The 16,487-nt window shown below is 68.3% G+C and carries 15 protein-coding genes; 5 read left to right on the top strand and 10 right to left on the bottom strand.

The window, feature by feature from the left end:
- Positions 1-149: 149 nt before the first annotated feature.
- From ACUDCK_RS00570 to ACUDCK_RS00585, 4 genes are all read right to left on the bottom strand, one after another.
- The gene (locus ACUDCK_RS00570) at positions 150-1,757 is read right to left on the bottom strand and encodes a carboxyl transferase domain-containing protein (RefSeq protein WP_116791575.1); all 1,608 of its coding nucleotides are present in this window, start codon (positions 1,755-1,757) and stop codon (positions 150-152) included.
- Positions 1,758-1,992: 235 nt separating this feature from the next.
- Entirely contained in the window at positions 1,993-3,174 is a 1,182-nt protein-coding gene (locus tag ACUDCK_RS00575) for an acetyl-CoA C-acetyltransferase (protein ID WP_064527688.1), read from the bottom strand.
- A 34-nt stretch (positions 3,175-3,208) separates the two neighbouring features.
- The gene (gene aceK, locus ACUDCK_RS00580; RefSeq protein ID WP_175167289.1) at positions 3,209-5,074 is read right to left on the bottom strand and encodes a bifunctional isocitrate dehydrogenase kinase/phosphatase; all 1,866 of its coding nucleotides are present in this window, start codon (positions 5,072-5,074) and stop codon (positions 3,209-3,211) included.
- Positions 5,075-5,096: 22 nt separating this feature from the next.
- Positions 5,097-6,275: an isovaleryl-CoA dehydrogenase gene (locus tag ACUDCK_RS00585; protein WP_006386961.1), complete on the bottom strand. Its 1,179-nt coding sequence runs from the start codon at positions 6,273-6,275 to the stop codon at positions 5,097-5,099.
- 245 nt (positions 6,276-6,520) lie between these two features.
- On the opposite strand from ACUDCK_RS00585, the gene ACUDCK_RS00590 reads away from it, so the two are divergent.
- Together ACUDCK_RS00590 and ACUDCK_RS00595 are read left to right on the top strand one after the other, a co-directional pair.
- Positions 6,521-7,699, top strand: coding sequence for a M20 aminoacylase family protein (locus ACUDCK_RS00590; RefSeq protein WP_116791572.1), 1,179 nt, complete (start codon positions 6,521-6,523; stop codon positions 7,697-7,699).
- A gap of 46 nt (positions 7,700-7,745) precedes the next feature.
- Positions 7,746-8,717 (top strand): Bug family tripartite tricarboxylate transporter substrate binding protein, encoded by a 972-nt coding sequence (locus ACUDCK_RS00595; RefSeq protein WP_175167288.1) that lies wholly within the window; start codon positions 7,746-7,748, stop codon positions 8,715-8,717.
- A 169-nt stretch (positions 8,718-8,886) separates the two neighbouring features.
- Here the strand turns inward: ACUDCK_RS00595 and ACUDCK_RS00600 are convergent, their stop codons facing one another.
- Together ACUDCK_RS00600 and ACUDCK_RS00605 are read right to left on the bottom strand one after the other, a co-directional pair.
- Positions 8,887-9,219 (bottom strand): YnfA family protein, encoded by a 333-nt coding sequence (locus ACUDCK_RS00600; protein WP_006386964.1) that lies wholly within the window; start codon positions 9,217-9,219, stop codon positions 8,887-8,889.
- A gap of 10 nt (positions 9,220-9,229) precedes the next feature.
- Entirely contained in the window at positions 9,230-9,613 is a 384-nt protein-coding gene (locus tag ACUDCK_RS00605) for a MerR family transcriptional regulator (protein WP_049070466.1), read from the bottom strand.
- Between the two features lie 73 nt (positions 9,614-9,686).
- Between ACUDCK_RS00605 and ACUDCK_RS00610 the strand changes: the two genes are divergently transcribed.
- On the top strand, positions 9,687-10,754 hold the full coding sequence (locus tag ACUDCK_RS00610; RefSeq protein ID WP_175167287.1) for an MBL fold metallo-hydrolase: 1,068 nt from the start codon (positions 9,687-9,689) through the stop codon (positions 10,752-10,754).
- Positions 10,755-10,856: 102 nt separating this feature from the next.
- On the opposite strand, the gene ACUDCK_RS00615 is transcribed toward ACUDCK_RS00610, so the two are convergent.
- On the bottom strand, positions 10,857-11,483 hold the full coding sequence (locus tag ACUDCK_RS00615) for a LysE family translocator (protein ID WP_049070470.1): 627 nt from the start codon (positions 11,481-11,483) through the stop codon (positions 10,857-10,859).
- A gap of 77 nt (positions 11,484-11,560) precedes the next feature.
- On the opposite strand from ACUDCK_RS00615, the gene ACUDCK_RS00620 reads away from it, so the two are divergent.
- Together ACUDCK_RS00620 and metC are read left to right on the top strand one after the other, a co-directional pair.
- A complete protein-coding gene (locus ACUDCK_RS00620) occupies positions 11,561-12,259 on the top strand; it encodes a nitroreductase (RefSeq protein WP_175167286.1) in 699 nt (232 codons plus the stop codon).
- Between the two features lie 81 nt (positions 12,260-12,340).
- The gene (metC, locus tag ACUDCK_RS00625) at positions 12,341-13,534 is read left to right on the top strand and encodes a cystathionine beta-lyase (protein WP_420867709.1); all 1,194 of its coding nucleotides are present in this window, start codon (positions 12,341-12,343) and stop codon (positions 13,532-13,534) included.
- Between the two features lie 4 nt (positions 13,535-13,538).
- Here the strand turns inward: metC and ACUDCK_RS00630 are convergent, their stop codons facing one another.
- The 3 genes from ACUDCK_RS00630 to ACUDCK_RS00640 form a co-directional block, all read right to left on the bottom strand.
- Entirely contained in the window at positions 13,539-14,498 is a 960-nt protein-coding gene (locus tag ACUDCK_RS00630; RefSeq protein ID WP_058665462.1) for a hypothetical protein, read from the bottom strand.
- Positions 14,477-15,688: an ABC transporter substrate-binding protein gene (locus tag ACUDCK_RS00635; RefSeq protein ID WP_175167284.1), complete on the bottom strand. Its 1,212-nt coding sequence runs from the start codon at positions 15,686-15,688 to the stop codon at positions 14,477-14,479. Before ACUDCK_RS00635 ends, ACUDCK_RS00630 begins: the two co-directional genes overlap by 22 nt.
- A 162-nt stretch (positions 15,689-15,850) precedes the next feature.
- Positions 15,851-16,483 (bottom strand): thiol:disulfide interchange protein DsbA/DsbL, encoded by a 633-nt coding sequence (locus ACUDCK_RS00640; RefSeq protein WP_054504376.1) that lies wholly within the window; start codon positions 16,481-16,483, stop codon positions 15,851-15,853.
- Positions 16,484-16,487 lie beyond the last annotated feature (4 nt).

Raw genomic sequence — 16,487 nt, forward strand, 5'->3', positions numbered from 1 at the left:
CTACGTTGCAGCGGAGCGCGTTGCATCCAAAACCCTCACACGTCGCATCACGCCGACCTTATCGGGGACACCGCGGATCCGGCTTCGCCGGTCCGCCGGTGTCGCCCCCTTGAGGGGGCGCGCGCAGCGCGTAGGGGGTGGGCTTTCTTCTACATCCGGAAGACGCCGAAGCGCGTGTCTTCGATCGGCGCGTTCAGCGCCGCCGACAGCGCCAGCCCCAGCACGCGGCGCGTGTCGGCCGGCGCGATGATGCCGTCGTCCCACAACCGCGCGGTGGCGTAGTACGGATGGCCCTCGCGTTCGTACTGCTCGCGGATCGGCGCCTTGAAGGCGTCTTCCTCGGCCGCCGACCACTGGCCGCCGCGCGCCTCGATGCCGTCGCGCTTGACCGTGGCCAGCACGCTGGCGGCCTGCTCGCCGCCCATCACCGAGATGCGCGCGTTGGGCCACATGAACAATAGGCGCGGCGAGTAGGCGCGGCCGCACATGCCGTAGTTGCCGGCGCCGAACGAGCCGCCGATCAGCACGGTGAACTTGGGCACGTTGGCGGTGGCCACGGCCGTCACCATCTTGGCGCCGTGGCGCGCGATGCCTTCGTTTTCGTACTTGCGGCCGACCATGAAGCCGGTGATGTTCTGCAGGAACACCAGCGGGATCTTGCGCTGCGCGCACAGCTCGATGAAGTGCGCGCCCTTCTGCGCCGATTCCGAGAACAGGATGCCGTTGTTGGCGACGATGCCCACCGGCATGCCGTGGATGTGGGCAAAGCCCGTCACCAGCGTGGGGCCGAAGCGCGCCTTGAATTCGTCGAACTCGGAGCCGTCGACGATGCGCGCGATGACCTCGCGCACGTCATACGGCTTGCGCGTGTCGGCGGGGATGATGCCGTTCAGCTCGGCCGGGTCGTAGCGCGGTTCGCGCACCGGCACGGTGGCCAGCGGCGCCGGCTTCTTGCGGTTCAGGCGCGCCACGGCGCCGCGCGCCAGTTGCAGCGCGTGCATGTCGTTGGCGGCCAGGTGGTCGGCCACGCCCGACAGGCGCGTGTGCACGTCGCCGCCGCCCAGGTCCTCGGCGCTGACTTCCTCGCCGGTGGCGGCCTTCACCAGCGGCGGGCCGCCCAGGAAGATGGTGCCCTGGTTCTTGACGATGATGGACTCGTCGCTCATGGCGGGCACGTAGGCGCCACCGGCGGTGCAGGACCCCATCACCACCGCGATCTGCGCGATGCCCTGCGCCGACATCTGCGCCTGGTTGTAGAAGATGCGGCCGAAGTGTTCGCGGTCCGGAAAGACCTCGTCCTGCTGCGGCAGATTGGCGCCGCCGGAATCGACCAGGTACACGCACGGCAGCCGGTTCTGCGCGGCGATCTCCTGCGCGCGTAGGTGCTTCTTGACCGTCATCGGATAGTAGGTGCCGCCCTTGACGGTGGCGTCGTTGCAGACGATGACACATTCGGTGCCGGCAATGCGGCCGATGCCGGTGATGACGCCCGCGCCCGGCGCGTCGCCGTCGTACATGCCATGCGCCGCCATCGGCGACAGTTCCAGGAACGGCGATCCCGGATCAATCAGGTTCTCGACGCGGTCGCGCGGCAGCAGCTTGCCGCGCGCCACGTGCTTGGCGCGCGACGATTCGCTGCCGCCCAGGGCGGTCTGCGCCAGTTGCCGGCTCAGGTCGTCCAGTTGCGCCTGCATGGCGCGCGCGTTGTCGGTGTAGTCCTGCGACCGCGGATTGATGCGGGATTCGATGATGGGCATGGGGTACCACCCGTCCTGCTGATTGGGATGTTGAAGGCGCTCGGAATCGAGCGGTTTGTCTCGCCGCCCGGTGGGCCGGGCATGGTTGTCGATGATTTTTGTTGCTTGTCCGGATTTCGTTGCGCCTCTCCCGCACGGCCCGCGACCGACCCGTCGCGGACAATGCCATGCAGGAAAGGCGCAGCGGAATCCGGTTCGGGAAGCGGGCCGAGGCCCGCTTCCCGAACATGCGGATTTAGACCATCTCGATCGCCATCGCCACGGCTTCGCCGCCGCCGATGCACAGCGTGGCCACGCCGCGCTTGCCGCCGGTCTTGCGCAGCGCGCCGATCAGCGTGGTCATCAGGCGCGCGCCGGAGGCGCCGATGGGGTGGCCCAGGGCGGTGGCGCCGCCGTGGATGTTGACCTTTTCATGCGGCAGCTTGAAGTCGGCCATGGCGGCCATGGTGACCACCGCGAAGGCTTCGTTGATCTCGTACAGGTCCACGTCCTCGGCCTTCCAGCCGGTCTTGGCGAACAGGTTCTTCAAGGCGCCGACGGGGGCGGTGGTGAACCAGTTCGGTTCCTGCGAGTGCTGGCTGTGCGCCACGATGCGGGCCAGCGGCTTGACACCGAGCTTCTCGGCGGTGGAGGCGCGCATCAGCACCATGGCGGCGGCGCCATCGGAGATCGACGACGAGTTGGCGGCGGTGACGGTGCCGTCCTTCTTGAACGCGGGCTTGAGCGTCGGGATCTTTTCCGGCATGGCCTTGGTGGGGGCTTCGTCGGTGTCGATCACGGTGTCGCCCTTGCGGCCGGCGACCGTGACCGGGGTGATTTCCCACTTGAAGCTGCCGTCCTCGGTGGCGGCGCGGGCGCGGCGCAGCGATTCCAGCGAGAACGCATCCTGCTGCTCGCGGGTGAACGAATACTTGGCGGCGCAGTCCTCGGCGAACACGCCCATGGCCTTGCCCTTGTCGTAGGCGTCTTCCAGGCCGTCCAGCGCCATGTGGTCGTACACGGTGTTGTGGCCGTAGCGGTAGCCCTGGCGGCCCTTGAGCAGCAGGTAGGGCGCGTTGCTCATGCTTTCCTGGCCGCCGGCGACGACGATGTTGGCCGAGCCCGCGGCCAGCAGGTCGTGGCCGAACATGGCGGCCTTCAGGCCCGAACCGCACACCTTGTGGATGGTGGTGCACGCCACGCCCAGCGGCAGGCCCGCGCCCAGCGCGGCCTGGCGCGCGGGCGCCTGGCCCTGGCCGGCCTGCAGCACGTTGCCCATGATGACTTCTTCGATCTGCTCCGGCTTGACGCCGGCGCGCTCGACGGCGGCCTTGATGGCGATCGAGCCGAGTTCGTGCGCGGCCAGGCCGGACAGGCTGCCGAGCATGCCGCCCATGGGCGTGCGGGCGACGGAAACGATAACGATGGGATCTGACATGACTAGCTCCTGTGAGGGTCGGGACAGCGTCTGCTTACGAGGCCGCGCCGGCGGGTGCCGGGCGCAGGCGCCTGTCCGTATCGTAAGGGAAAAATTCTTCGATCCGGCCTTGCGCCACGTGGGCGCGACAGGCCTGCCACCATTCCGGTTCCAGCAGGTCGGCGTGGTGGCGCAGAAAGGCGCCGCGTACGCGCGCGTCGCCCAGCAGGAAACGGCCGAACTCCTCGGGGAAGACGTCGTTCGGTCCGACCGCGTACCAAGGCTCCGACGCCATTTCCGCCTCTTCATTGGGGGCGGGCGGAATCCGTCGGAAATTCATTTCGGTCATGCGCTGGATTTCGTCGTAGTCGTAGAACACGACCCGGCCCAGCCGCGTCACGCCGAAGTTCTTGTAGAGCATGTCGCCGGGGAAGATATTGGCGGCGGCCAACTGGCGGATGGCGTCGCCGTATTCGCGCACGGCCGGCTCCAGCAGCGCATCGGGCGCCTGGCTCAGGTACAGGTTCAGCGGCGTCATGCGCCGCTCGATGTAGACGTGGCGGATGACCACCGTGTCCCCGGTTTCCTCGATCAGACTGGGCACCAGGCGCCGCAGTTCGTCCAGCAGCCGGGGCGCGAAGCGGGCGCGCGGCAGCGCCACCTGCGAGTATTCCCAGGTGTCGGCCATGCGGCCGACGCGGTCGTGCAGCTTGACCATCTGGTACTTGCGCCGCACGGTGGCGTGGTCCATGCCGTCCTTATCGATGCGGTCCTTGATCAGCTTGAACACATAGGGATAGGACGGCAGCGTGAACACGCACATCACCATGCCCTTGATGCCGGGCGCGATGTCGAAGGCGTCGCGCGAATGCGCCAGGTGGTGCAGGAAATCGCGGTAGAACAGCGTCTTGCCCTGCTTCTGCAGGCCGATCATGGTATACAGCTCGGCCTTGGGCTTGCGCGGCAACAGGCTGGCCAGGAAGTTGACCACCGCGGCGGGCGTCTCCATGTCCACCAGGAAATACGCGCGCGTGAAGCTGAACAGCGTGCTCAGGTCGTCCGCGCCCAGCAGCAGCGCGTCCAGGTTCACCTGCCCGGCCGGGTTGCGCGTGAGCGCCACGGCGAAGGGGTAGGCGGTGCCCTGGTTGATCAGGCGGCCGACGATGTAGGCGCCCTTGTTGCGAAAGAACAGCGAACCCAGCGCATGCACCTGGCAGTCGCTGGCGATGCGACGGCCGACGTGGCGCGGCAACTGCCGGCGCAGTTGGCCGATGGCGGCGCGCGCCAGCAGGCGGGTGTCGCGCGGCAGGTCCTCGAACGGCAGCGCCAGGCCGAAGTCGGCCACCATGCGGATGAGGCTTTTGTGCAGGCCCTCGGTCACCGGGTAGTAGACCCGGTACGACGGCATGCGGCTGTCCAGGTAGTCGGTGGCCACGGCCGGCCGCACGAACAGGAAATCGTTGTGGAAATAGTCGCGGTGCAGCAGCCGGCATGACACCGAGTTGAAGAAGGTCTCGGCGCATTCGGGCTGGCGGTGCTCGCCCAGCAGGCCGACGAATTCCTGCTTGATCTGCTGCCAGTAGGCGGTCTGCGCATCCGTCAGCGCGGCGCCCGCGGCGCCGTTCGCGCCATTGGGGGCATGGGCGCCGACGGCGCCCTCGGGCCGGCCGCGCAGCACGCCTTCGAGCTGGCTGGCGCATTCGCGCACCCGCATGTCGTAGTACTCGATGCGCTCGCGCGACAGGTGCTGGATGCCGTGCCAGTCGCCCGATTCGAACAGCGCCTTGGCGCGCTGCGCGCTGTAGCGGAACAGCGCGTAGTGGCGGTCGAAGCCGGCCAGGATGCGGCGCGCGACGTCCAGCGGCGAGGGGCCCCGGACGGGCGCCTGCTCGATGTGCTGGACGTCGGACGTGCGGATCATGGCAAACGACTTCCGGGGGGACTCAGGCCGTCTCGGCGAACAGCTCGCGGCCGATCAGCATGCGGCGGATCTCGCTGGTGCCGGCGCCGATTTCGTACAGCTTGGCGTCGCGCCACAGGCGGCCCACCGGGTACTCATTGATGTAGCCATTGCCGCCCAGGATCTGCACGCCCTCGCCGGCCATCCAGGTGGCCTTCTCGGCGGTGTACAGGATCAGCGCGGCGCAGTCCTTGCGCACCTGGCGCACGTGCTCGGCGCCCAGGCGGTCGAGGTTCTTGCCGACCTGGTAGCAGAAGGCGCGGCTGGCCTGCAGCGTGGTGTACAGGTCCGCCACCTTGCCCTGGATCAACTGGAATTCGCCGATGGCCTGGCCGAACTGCTTGCGGTCATGGATGTACGGCACCACCACGTCCATCACGGCCTGCATGATGCCGACCGGGCCGCCCGACAGCACGGCGCGCTCGTAGTCCAGGCCGCTCATCAGCACCTTGACGCCGCCGTTGACCTGGCCCAGCACGTTTTCCTCGGGGATCTCGCAGTCCTGGAACACCAGTTCGCCGGTGTGGCTGCCGCGCATGCCGAGCTTGTCCAGCTTCTGCGCCACCGAGAAACCCTTGAAGCCCTTTTCCACCAGGAACGCGGTGATGCCGCGCTGGTGCGCCTCGGGGTCGGTCTTGGCGTAGACCACCAGGGTGTCGGCGTCGGGGCCGTTGGTGATCCACATCTTGGAGCCGTTGAGCACGTAGCGGTCGCCCTTCTTGTCGGCGCGCAGCTTCATGCTGACCACGTCCGAGCCGGCGCCCGGTTCGCTCATGGCCAGCGCGCCGACGTGCTCGCCGGAAATCAGCTTGGGCAGGTACTTGGCCTTCTGGGCCGGGGTGCCGTTGCGGTTGATCTGGTTGACGCACAGGTTGGAGTGGGCGCCGTAGGACAGGCCGATCGAGGCGCTGGCGCGGGAGATTTCCTCCATCGCCACCATGTGGGCCAGGTAGCCCATGTTGGCGCCGCCGTATTCCTCGCTGGCCGTCATGCCCAGCACGCCCAGGTCGCCAAACTTGCGCCAGAGGTCCATGGGGAACTGGTCGCTGCGGTCGACTTCGGCCGCGCGCGGCGCGATCTCGGCCTGCGCGAAAGTGCGCACGGCGTCGCGCAGCATGTCCAGGTCTTCGCCCAGATCGAAGTTCAGGCCAGGAAGGTTCATCGCTGTCTCCGTGATAGTGGGTACTTACATTCTTATGGGCGCCTGCGATCGCGCCGGATCTCGCCGCGTGGCCCCATGATGCGCTGATCGACGCTGGCTACGCAATGATGCAGCGCAAATATTACGTTTACGTAAACGTAAATATGAGTCGGGTTTTCCCTAGGCAAATGTTTGCGTTCCCGGGAAGCGCCCTGGGTACTATTCCCCGGGTCCTTGAAACTTCAAATTTTGTTACGGAGTCAGCGGTGTCCGACCTGGCCAATCTTGACGATATCGTGGCGCTGCGGCGCGACCTGCACGCCCATCCCGAGCTCTGCTACGAGGAGCACCGCACCGCCAAGGTGGTGGCCGACGCCCTGCGCGGCTGGGGCATCGAGACCCACACCGGCATCGCCAGGACCGGCGTGGTCGGCGTCATCAAGCGCGGCACTTCCGACCGCGCCATCATGTTGCGCGCCGACATGGACGCCCTGCCGATGCAGGAAGAGAACCAGTTCGAACACCGTTCGCGCCACGACGGCAAGATGCATGGCTGCGGCCATGACGGCCACACCGCCATGCTGCTGGCCGCCGCGCGCCACCTGCAACAGGAAGGCGGCTTCGACGGCACCGTCTATTTCTGTTTCCAGCCGGCCGAGGAAGGCGGCGCCGGCGGCCGCGCCATGATCCAGGACGGCCTGTTCGAGCGCTTCCCCTGCGAGGCCGTGTTCGGCATGCACAACTGGCCCGGCCTGGAGGCCGGCTCGTTCGGCGTCTGCGCCGGGCCGATGATGGCGTCCGCCAACGGCTTCAAGATCACCGTGCGCGGTAAGGGCGGCCATGCCGCCGCGCCGCACGACTGCGCCGACCCGGTGCCGGCGCTGTTCGCCATCGGCCAGTCGCTGCAGACCATCCTGACCCGCAGCAAGCGCCCGCTGGACGCCGCCGTGCTGTCCATCACCCAGGTGCAGGCCGGCGGCAGCGTCATCAACGTGATCCCGGGCAGCGCCTGGCTGGGCGGCTCGGTGCGCGCCTACAGCACCGACGTGGTCGACCTGATCGAGCGCCGCATGCATGAGATCGCCGGCAGCATCGCCGCCGCCCATGGCTGCGAGGCCGAGGTCTATTTCGAGCGCCGCTATCCGGCGCTGATCAACACGCCGGCCGAGACCGAGTTCTGCATGCAGGTCATGCGCGAGGTGGCTGGCGCCGATCACGCCCGCGTGATCGAGCCGGTGATGGCCTCGGAGGACTTCGCTTTCCTGCTGCAGGCCAAGCCCGGCTGCTACGTGTTCCTGGGCAACGGCGACGGCGATCATCGCATGGCCGGCCACGGCCTGGGCCCGTGCATGCTGCACAACACCAGCTATGACTTCAACGACGCCCTGATCGCGCCGGGCGCGAGCTACTGGGTGCGGCTGACGCAGCGCTACCTGGCTGGCTGATTCAAGCATTACCTGACGCAGTGCTACGCAACACCACAAGGAAGCTATGAAAAAGAAGATGCTGTTCACGGCCGCGGGGGCGGCCCTGGCGATCATGACGGGCGGCGCCGCGCTGGCGCAGGGCTGGCCCGCCAAGCCTATCACCCTGGTCGTGCCCTACACCGCCGGCGGCAGCGCCGACGCGATCGGGCGCCGCCTGGGCGACGTGCTGCGCAAGGAGGCCAACGCCACCGTCATCGTCGAAAACAAGCCCGGCGCGGGCGCCTCGGTCGGCACCGACTTCGTGGCGCGCGCCCAGCCGGACGGCGCCACCCTGCTGCTGGCTTCCACCAGCCCGCTGACCATCTTCCCGCACCTGGCCAAGACCAACTACGACCCGATGAAGGACCTGACGCCGGTGGCCAGTGTGGCCGTGGCGCCCGTGGCCATCGTCGCCACCAAGGCCCTGCCGGTGAAGGACTTCGCCGGCCTGATCGACTACGCCAAGTCGCACCCGGACGGCGTGCGCTACGGCACGCCGGGCCAGGGCACCGTGGCCCACATCGGCATGGCGGCGCTGACCACGCAGACCGGCACCAGGATGCTGCACGTGCCCTACCGCGGCAACAGTCAGGCGCTGACCGACGGCCTGGGCGGCGTGGTCGAACTGCTGGTGGTCAACACCGACGTGGTGCTGCCGCACGTGGCCAGCGGCGCGCTCAAACCGCTGGCGGTGATGGCGCCCGAGCGCCTGGCCGCCTGGCCCGACGTGCCCACCATGGCCGAACTGAAGCTGCCGCAGGCGCAGTACTACTCGAACTTCGGCATCTTCGCGCCGGCCAATCTGCCGCCGGCGGTGTCGGGTCCGCTGCAGGCCGCGCTGACCAAGGCCGTGGCCAGCGCCGAGTTCAAGGACCTGCTGGCCAAGTCCTACCTGCAGCCGGGCACCGCGTCCGGCGACGCCTTCGCCAAGCAGGTGCAGGCCGAGTTCGCCAACAACGCCCGCATCATCAAGGAAGGCAACATCAAGGCGGAATGACGTCGGGGCGCGTGTCCCCGCCGGGCTGCCGCGCGAGCAATGCAAAGCGCGCTCCACGGGGAGCGCGCTTTTTCATTTTCGGGGAGGCGGGCCGGCGTCGCGCCGCGTGAGTCGGACCCGCCAACGTGCGCTGGCCCGTCGTGCGCCCACGCGCCTTCGCGGCAATCGGTCAGGCCGTCTTGGGCCCGAACATGATCACCAGCATGCCGGCCAGGCAAAGCCCCACGCCGACATAATCGCTGACGCTGGGCCGCACGCCATCGACCGCCCATAGCCACAGCAGCGCCATGCCGATGTACACGCCGCCATAGGCCGCATACACGCGCCCCGACGCGGTCGGGTGCAGCGTCAACAGCCAGGCGAACAGGGCCAGGCTGACGGCGGCCGGCGCCAGCAGCCAGATGGAATGACCGCGGCGCAACCACAGGTAAGGCAGGTAGCAGCCGATGATCTCGGCCAGCGCCGTCAGGACGAACAGCGCGAAAGTTTGCAGCATCGCCATGGCAGGCGCTTCAGGCTCGTTGCTGCGCCAGCAGCTCGCGGCACTGGCGTTCCTGCACCGCGATTTCCTGCAGCGTATCCTCGATGTCGCGGCGCTGCTGTTCCAGCGTGGCGCGGTGCTGGGCCAGCACCGCCAGGTACTGGCGCAACTGCACCTCGGTGTCGCCAGGGCCGTCGTACATGTCGATCAGCGTCAGGATCTCCGACAACTGCAGGCCCAGGCGCTTGCCGCGCAGGGCCAGCTTCAGGCGCGTGCGATCGCGCGGCCCGAAGATGCGGTTGCGGCCCTCGCGCGCCGGGCTGACGATCCCCTGGTCTTCATAGAAGCGGATCGTGCGGGGCGTGACGTCGAACTCGCGGGCGAGCTCGGAGATGGTCCAGGTTGACGGGGACATGCGACGTGTGGCAGTTTACGTAAACGTAAATTATGATGACTTGACGCGATCGTCAAGCGTGGAGAGCGAGGCAATGAACCCCAACGAACAGAAGCTGCAGTATCCCTGGGCCGATTTCCAGCCCGAAGCCGGCCGCGCCCACCAGGTGGCCGAGGGCGTCAAGTGGATCCGCATGCCGCTGCCGTTCGCGCTGGATCATATCAATCTCTGGCTGCTGCGCGATCGCATCGATGGTCGCGACGGCTGGACCATCGTCGACTGCGGCATCTCGCGCGACGAGGTCAAGACGCTGTGGGAACAGGTGTTCGAGAACGAACTGGACGGCCTGCCGGTGCTGCGCGTCATCGTCACCCACATGCACCCGGACCACATCGGCCTGGCCTACTGGCTCTGTGAACGCTGGGACGCGCGGCTGTGGATGACCATGACCGACTTCATGGTCGCGTCGCTGTGGTCGTCGCGCCGCAATGACGCCGGCGCCGGTCCCGGCGGCCAGTCGGCGGTCGACCACTTCGCCCGCCACGGCCTGACCGATCCGGACGCGCAGGAGCAGATCCGCCAGCGCGCCAACTACTTTCCCAACCTGGTGCCGGCCGTGCCGTCGCGCTACACCCGCATCATGCATGGCGACGCGGTGCGCATCGGCGCGCACGACTGGCGCGTCATCGTCGGCTACGGCCACGCGCCCGAGCACGCCTCGCTGCATTCGCCCGACCTGGGCGTGCTGATCTCCGGCGACATGGTGCTGCCGCGCATCTCCACCAACGTCAGTGTGTTCGACTACGAGCCCGACGCCAATCCGCTGCCGCTGTACCTGCGCTCGCTCGACGGCTACGCCGACGTGCCGCGCGACACGCTGGTGCTGCCGTCGCATGGCCGGCCGTTCAAGGGCCTGCACGAACGCATCGCGCAGCAGCACGAGCACCATCGCGACCGCCTGGCCGAGGTGCTGGAAGCCTGTAAGGCCGGACCGCAATCGACCTCGGACATCGTGCCGGTGCTGTTCAAGCGCAAGCTCGACCTGCACCAGCTCACCTTTGCCATGGGCGAGGCGCTGGCGCACCTGCATGCGCTGTATTTCGAAGGCAAGCTGACGCGCAGCCAAGGCGCGGACGGCATCGTGCGCTTCAAGGCAGCCTGACGCCGCTCCCAGTCACGTTGCGCGGCGGCGTCCCGCGGGCGCGATCCGGCGCGCGTGGCTGCGCCGGGGCGGCCCTTGCCAGGCTCGCGCCGGCCGGCGGCCTTAGCGCGTGGCCGTCGCCAGCCGCACGGCCAGCCCCACGAACACCAGCGCCGCGACGCGGTTGAGCCAGCGCTTGGCCGTGACCGAGCGCTGCAGCAGTTCGCCGAATGCGCCCGAGAAGAAGGCGATGGCGCCGAACACCAGCAGCGTGGCCAGCATGAACACCGCGCCCAGTTGCACCGTCTGCCAGCCCACCGAACCCAGTTTGGGCGAGGTGAACTGCGGCAGGAAGGCGAAGAAGAACAGCAGCACCTTGGGATTGGTCAGGTTCATGACGATGCCGCGCCGGTACAGCGCGGAGGTCTTCATCGGCTCGGGCCGCTGGCCGTCCTCGGCATGCACCGGCGCCCGCAGGATCTGCCACGCCAGGTAGGCCAGATACGCCGCGCCCGCCAGTTTCAGCGCCGTGAAGGCCACAGGGGAAGCCGCGAACACGGCGGCCAGCCCCAGCGCCACGGCGGCGGTGTGGCCCAGCAGCCCGGTGCACAGCCCCAGCACCACGAACAGCCCGGCCTTGCGGCCCCAGATGGCCGATTGCATCAGCACGAACAGGTTGTCGGGCCCGGGCGTGAGGGCCAGCAATACGGCAATGCCGAAGAACGCGATCAGGGAATCGAGGGGCAGCATGGGGTCTCGCACGGGTCGGGCGGCGCCTTGCGCGCCGGCAATCAAGTGGCATCATACGAGGAAACCAAGGAGACACCATGTCCGCCGTACCCGAATCCGCCGCCGCGCGTCCCGACGCCGCGCTCGAAGACTGGCTGCGCGCGCGTCACAGTTGCCGCGCCTTCCTGCCCGAGCCGGTGCCGCGCGCCACCATCGAGCGCATCCTGACGCTGGCGCAGCGCACCGCGTCCTGGTGCAACTGCCAGCCGTGGCAGGTGACGGTGGCCTCGGGCGACGGCGCGCGGCGCCTGAGCCGGGCGCTTGTGGAACGCGCCGGGCAAGCGGGCTTCACGCCCGACTTCCCGTTTCCGCGCGAGTACCGGGGCGACTACCTGGCGCGGCGCCGCGAGTCGGGCTTCCAGTTGTATGGGGCCGTGGGCGTGGCGCGCGGCGACCGCGAGGCCTACCGGCGGCAGGAACTGCGCAACTTCCAGTTGTTCGACGCGCCGCACGTGGCCATCATCACCACCGACGAGGCGCTGGGCGAATACGGCGCCATCGACTGCGGCGGCTATGTCGCCAATTTCCTGCTGGCGGCGCAGGCCAACGGCGTGGCCACGGTGGCCCAGGCCTCGCTGGCGATGTATCCCGAGGTGCTGCGCGAACAGCTCGACATCGGCCCCGAGCGGCGCGTGGTCTGCGCTATTTCGTTCGGCTATGCCGATACCGCGCATCCGGCCAACAGCTATCGCACCAGCCGCGCCGACCTGGACGCGGCGGTGCGCTGGATCGACTGACACCGGACCGGGGGCGCGACAGCCGCGCGCGTTCCTGCTACGGTTCGGGTTCTCCCAATACGCACGCATTCCCTCTTGAAGATGGCTACCAAACACATCGATACGGTTCTGCAGCACGCGGGCACCGCCCCGTTCAACCCCGAGACGGGCACGGCCCCGGTGCCGCTGCCGCCGATGCGGGCCAGCACGGTGCGCTTCGAGAACCTGGCGGCCCTGGAAAAGGCCCAGCGCAGCAAGGCCGCCGGCGGCCGCGCCACCACCTATGGCCGCATGGGCATGGACACGCACGCGGCGCTGGAGCAGGTTTTCGCGCAGCTCGAAGGCGGCACGCACGCCTACCTGGCGCCGTCGGGCCTGTCGGCCATGACGATGGTGATGCTGGCGCTATGTTCGGCCGGCGACCACGCGCTGATCTCCGATTGCGTCTACGGCCCGATGCGCGAGCTGGACGATGCCGTGCTCAAGCGCATGAACATCGCCGTCACCTACTTCGCCTCCGGCGAAGACCTGGACGCGCTGGTGCAGCCCAACACCAGGCTGCTGTACTTGGAATCGCCCGGCTCGCTGCTGTTCGAGATGCTCGACATGGGCGCCATGGCGGCCATTGCGCAGCGCCACGGCCTGGTGCTGGCCACCGACAACACCTGGGGCTCGGGCTACATCTACCGGCCGCTGACGCTGGGCGCGCAGGTGTCGGTCATCGCCGGCACCAAGTACGTGGGCGGCCATTCCGACCTGATGCTGGGCGCGGTCGTCACCAATGACGAGGCGATTGCCAAGAAGCTGAATCGCACCCAGTACGCGATGGGTTATTCCATCAGCGCCGACGACGCCTGGCTGGCGCTGCGCGGCGTGCGCACCATGCCGATCCGCATGGCGCAGCACGCGCGCCACGCGCTGGAGGTCTGCGAATTCTTCAAGCAGCGCCCCGAGACCGTGCGCCTGTTCCATCCGGCCTGGCCGCAGGACCCGGGCCACGCGCTGTGGCAGCGCGACTGCACCGGTTCGAACGGCATGCTGTCGGTCGAGCTGCGCTTGTCGCCGGCGGCCGCGCGGGTGTTCGTGGACGAACTGGAACTGTTCGGCATCGGTTTCTCGTGGGGCGGCTACGAAAGCCTGGTGCAACTGGTGTCGCCCAAGGACCTGTCGCACCATCGCTATTGGGGCGAGGGCGACAACGCGCTGGTGCGCCTGCACATCGGCCTGGAGTCGCCGCAGGACATCATCGCCGACCTGACCCAGGCGCTGGAAAAGGCCGCGGCGGTCAAGGGCTGACGTTTCAGGCGTTGGCGCGGATCCACGCGCCGATGCGCGCGGCGATGTCGTCGCTGTTGTCGTCCATCATCGGCATGTGCGAATTGCCGCGGATGCCCATGTCGGCCAGGCGCCAGCCGGTGACGCGGCCGCCCTGCGCCGCCAACTGGTCGGCGTAGGCCTGCCCGGCCGCATCCAGCCTGGCCCATAGCGGCGTGGCGTCGAGATAGTCGCCATAGACGAACAGGAACGGCTTGCCCGCCACCGCGGCCGGGTCCACCTCCTGCGAGAACCCCGACGGTTCGATGCCGATGACGCCGCGCACCAGCGCCGGCCGCGCCTGCAGCGCGCGGTAGGCCACTTCGCCGCCATGGCTGTGCGCCAGCACCAGGCACGGGCCGATGCGTTCCAGCGCGGCGCACAAGCCCGCCAGCGCCGCATCGTTGTTGCCCAGCCAGCGCGGCACGGCGTGGCGGATGAAATCGTCGAAGGCCGCCAGCGGAAAGCGCTGGCCGTCGAAGGCGCGGCGCTGCGCGTAGTCCTCGGCGCGGCCCAAGCGGAACAGCGACCAGCTTTCCTCGGCGTTGCGCACGATGGGCGCATCCGGCCAGACCTCCTCGAACGGCGTCCAGCCGGCGCGGCCGCGCTCGACGTTGTCGACCACGTAGACCGCGTGGCCCTGCCGCAGGAAATGCTGCAGCCAGCCATGCCGGCCGTCCGGCGTCTGTTCCCACATCGCGCCGGTCATGCCGCCGCCGTGCAGCAGCACCAGCGGCAGCGGATGGCGGCGTTCGGCCGGGATGAAGTACTGCACGTACGCCTGTTCGACGTGGTACAGCCCGTTGGGGTCGTACGTCAGCGAGGCGGTCTTGGTGAAGGCGATCTCGCGCACCGGGCGGCCGCTGATATGCGCCTGCCGCCCGCCCGCGTAGAAGCTGCCGAAATCGGCCAGCGCCAGGGGGCCTACTTCTTGACCAGCGGACATTGGCTTTCCGACAGGGGCCAGGCGAGCGAGTCGCCGGGAATGGTGCGCACGATGTTGTAGTAGTCCCAGGGCGCCTTGGACTGGTCGGGCGATTTCACCTGCGCCAGCATCATGTCGCGCACCACCAGGCCGTCTTCGCGAATGTGCGCGTTCAGGCTGAACGGGTCGTCGATCGGCATCGACTTCATCTTCGCCATCACCGCGTCCGAATCGGTGGTGCCGGCCGCCTGCACCGCGCGCAGGTAGTGGCGCAGCGAGCTGTACACGCCGGCCTGCAGGAAGGTGGGCGGGCGGCCCAGGCGGGCTTCGAACTTCTTGCTGAAGGCGCGCGTGCCGTCGTTCATGTCCCAATAGGACGGCACCGTCAGGTAGGTGTGCTGCGCGGCCTGCAATCCCAGGCTGTGCACGTCGGTCAGCAGCAACAGCATTGCCGCCAGCTTCTGGCCGCCGCTGGCGATGCCGAATTCGGCCGCCTGCTTGATCGCCGAGATGGTGTCGCCGCCAGCGTTGGCGACGGCGATGATCTGCGCCTTGGAGGCCTGCGCCTGCAGCAGGAACGAGGCGAAGTCCGAGGCGTTGAGCGGGTGGAACACCGTGCCCACCACTTCGCCGCCGTTGGCCTTGACCACGGTCTCGGTGTCGGCGGCCAGCTGCTTGCCGAAGGCGTAATCGGACGCCAGGATGAACCAGCGCTTGTTGCCTTCCTTGACCACGGCGGTGGCGGTGCCGCGCGACAGCGCGTAGGTGGTGTAGGTCCATTGCACGCCATAGGGCGAGCATTGCGCCTGCGTCAGCGCGGTGGTGCCGGGGCTGGAGAACAGCACCAGCTTTTTCTTTTCGCGCGCGATGCCCTGCACCGCCAGCGCCACCGAGGAATTGGGCACGTCCACCACCACGTCGACGCCATCGGTGTCGTACCACTTGCGCACCATGCCGCTGCCGATGTCGGGCCGGTGCTGGTGGTCGCCCGATACCAGCGCCACGGGCTTGCCCAGCACGCTGCCGCCCAGTTCCTCGATCGCCAGGCGCGCGGCCTCGACCGAGCCGCGCCCGGTGGCATCGGCGGTGACGCCGGCCATGTCGGTCAGGACGCCGATCTTCACGCCGTCGGCGTCATTGGCTTGCGCTGAAAGGCCGGCCAGCGCCAGGCTCACGCCTAGCGCCGCGCGGCGCAGGAATTGCTGTCTCATCTTCCACCCCTTGTAGGCCGCGCGTGGCGGCGAATAATTATGGGAGAAAGTGTATATCGCGGCGGGCGCTTTGCCGCATCCGCGCGCCTTGGGGATGACCCCATGAAAAACGCCCCGGCCGGTCGGCTCGGGGCGTCGTCATGAACGCGGTTCAGGCGCGGGTCACTTGCCGCGGGCCATCGGGATCAGTTGGTTCACTTCCTTCAGGGCGCCTTCGTAGCTGTTGCCCGCCATGACCGGCGAGGTCATGAACTTGCCGCCGACGGCGAACGACGGCGTGCCTTCGATGCGATAGGCTTCGGCCAACTGGTTGGCGCGCTGGACCTGGGTCTGCACGCTGAACGAATCGAACACCGAGTCGAACTTGGCGCGGTCCACGCCCTGCGCGGCGGCCCACTCGCCCATGGCCTTCTTGTCGATCAGGCGCTTGTGCTCGCCGTGGATGGCGGTGAAGACCTTGGCGTGCAGGTCCGGGCGATCCAGGGCCACCAGGGTGTAGTAGAGCTGTTGCAGCGGCTTCATGCCGGCGTTGAAGGCGATCGGCACCTGCTTGAGCACGACGTCGTCGGGCTTGGTCTTGGCCCAGTCCTCGACCATGGGTTCCATGGCGGCGCAGTGCGGGCAGGTGTAGGCGAAGAATTCCAGGACCTCGATCTTGCCCGGGGTATCCGACGGCAGCGGCGGATTGATCGGCACATAGGCCTGGGTGCCCTGGGCGTGGCTGACCGGGCTGAAGAACGCGGTGGCGGTCAGCGCGGCGGCTGCCAGGATGCGGATGAGCTTGGGGGACAGCATGATG

The sequence above is a fragment of the Achromobacter sp. CF-sbj1-Ac2-l genome (assembly GCF_052698165.1).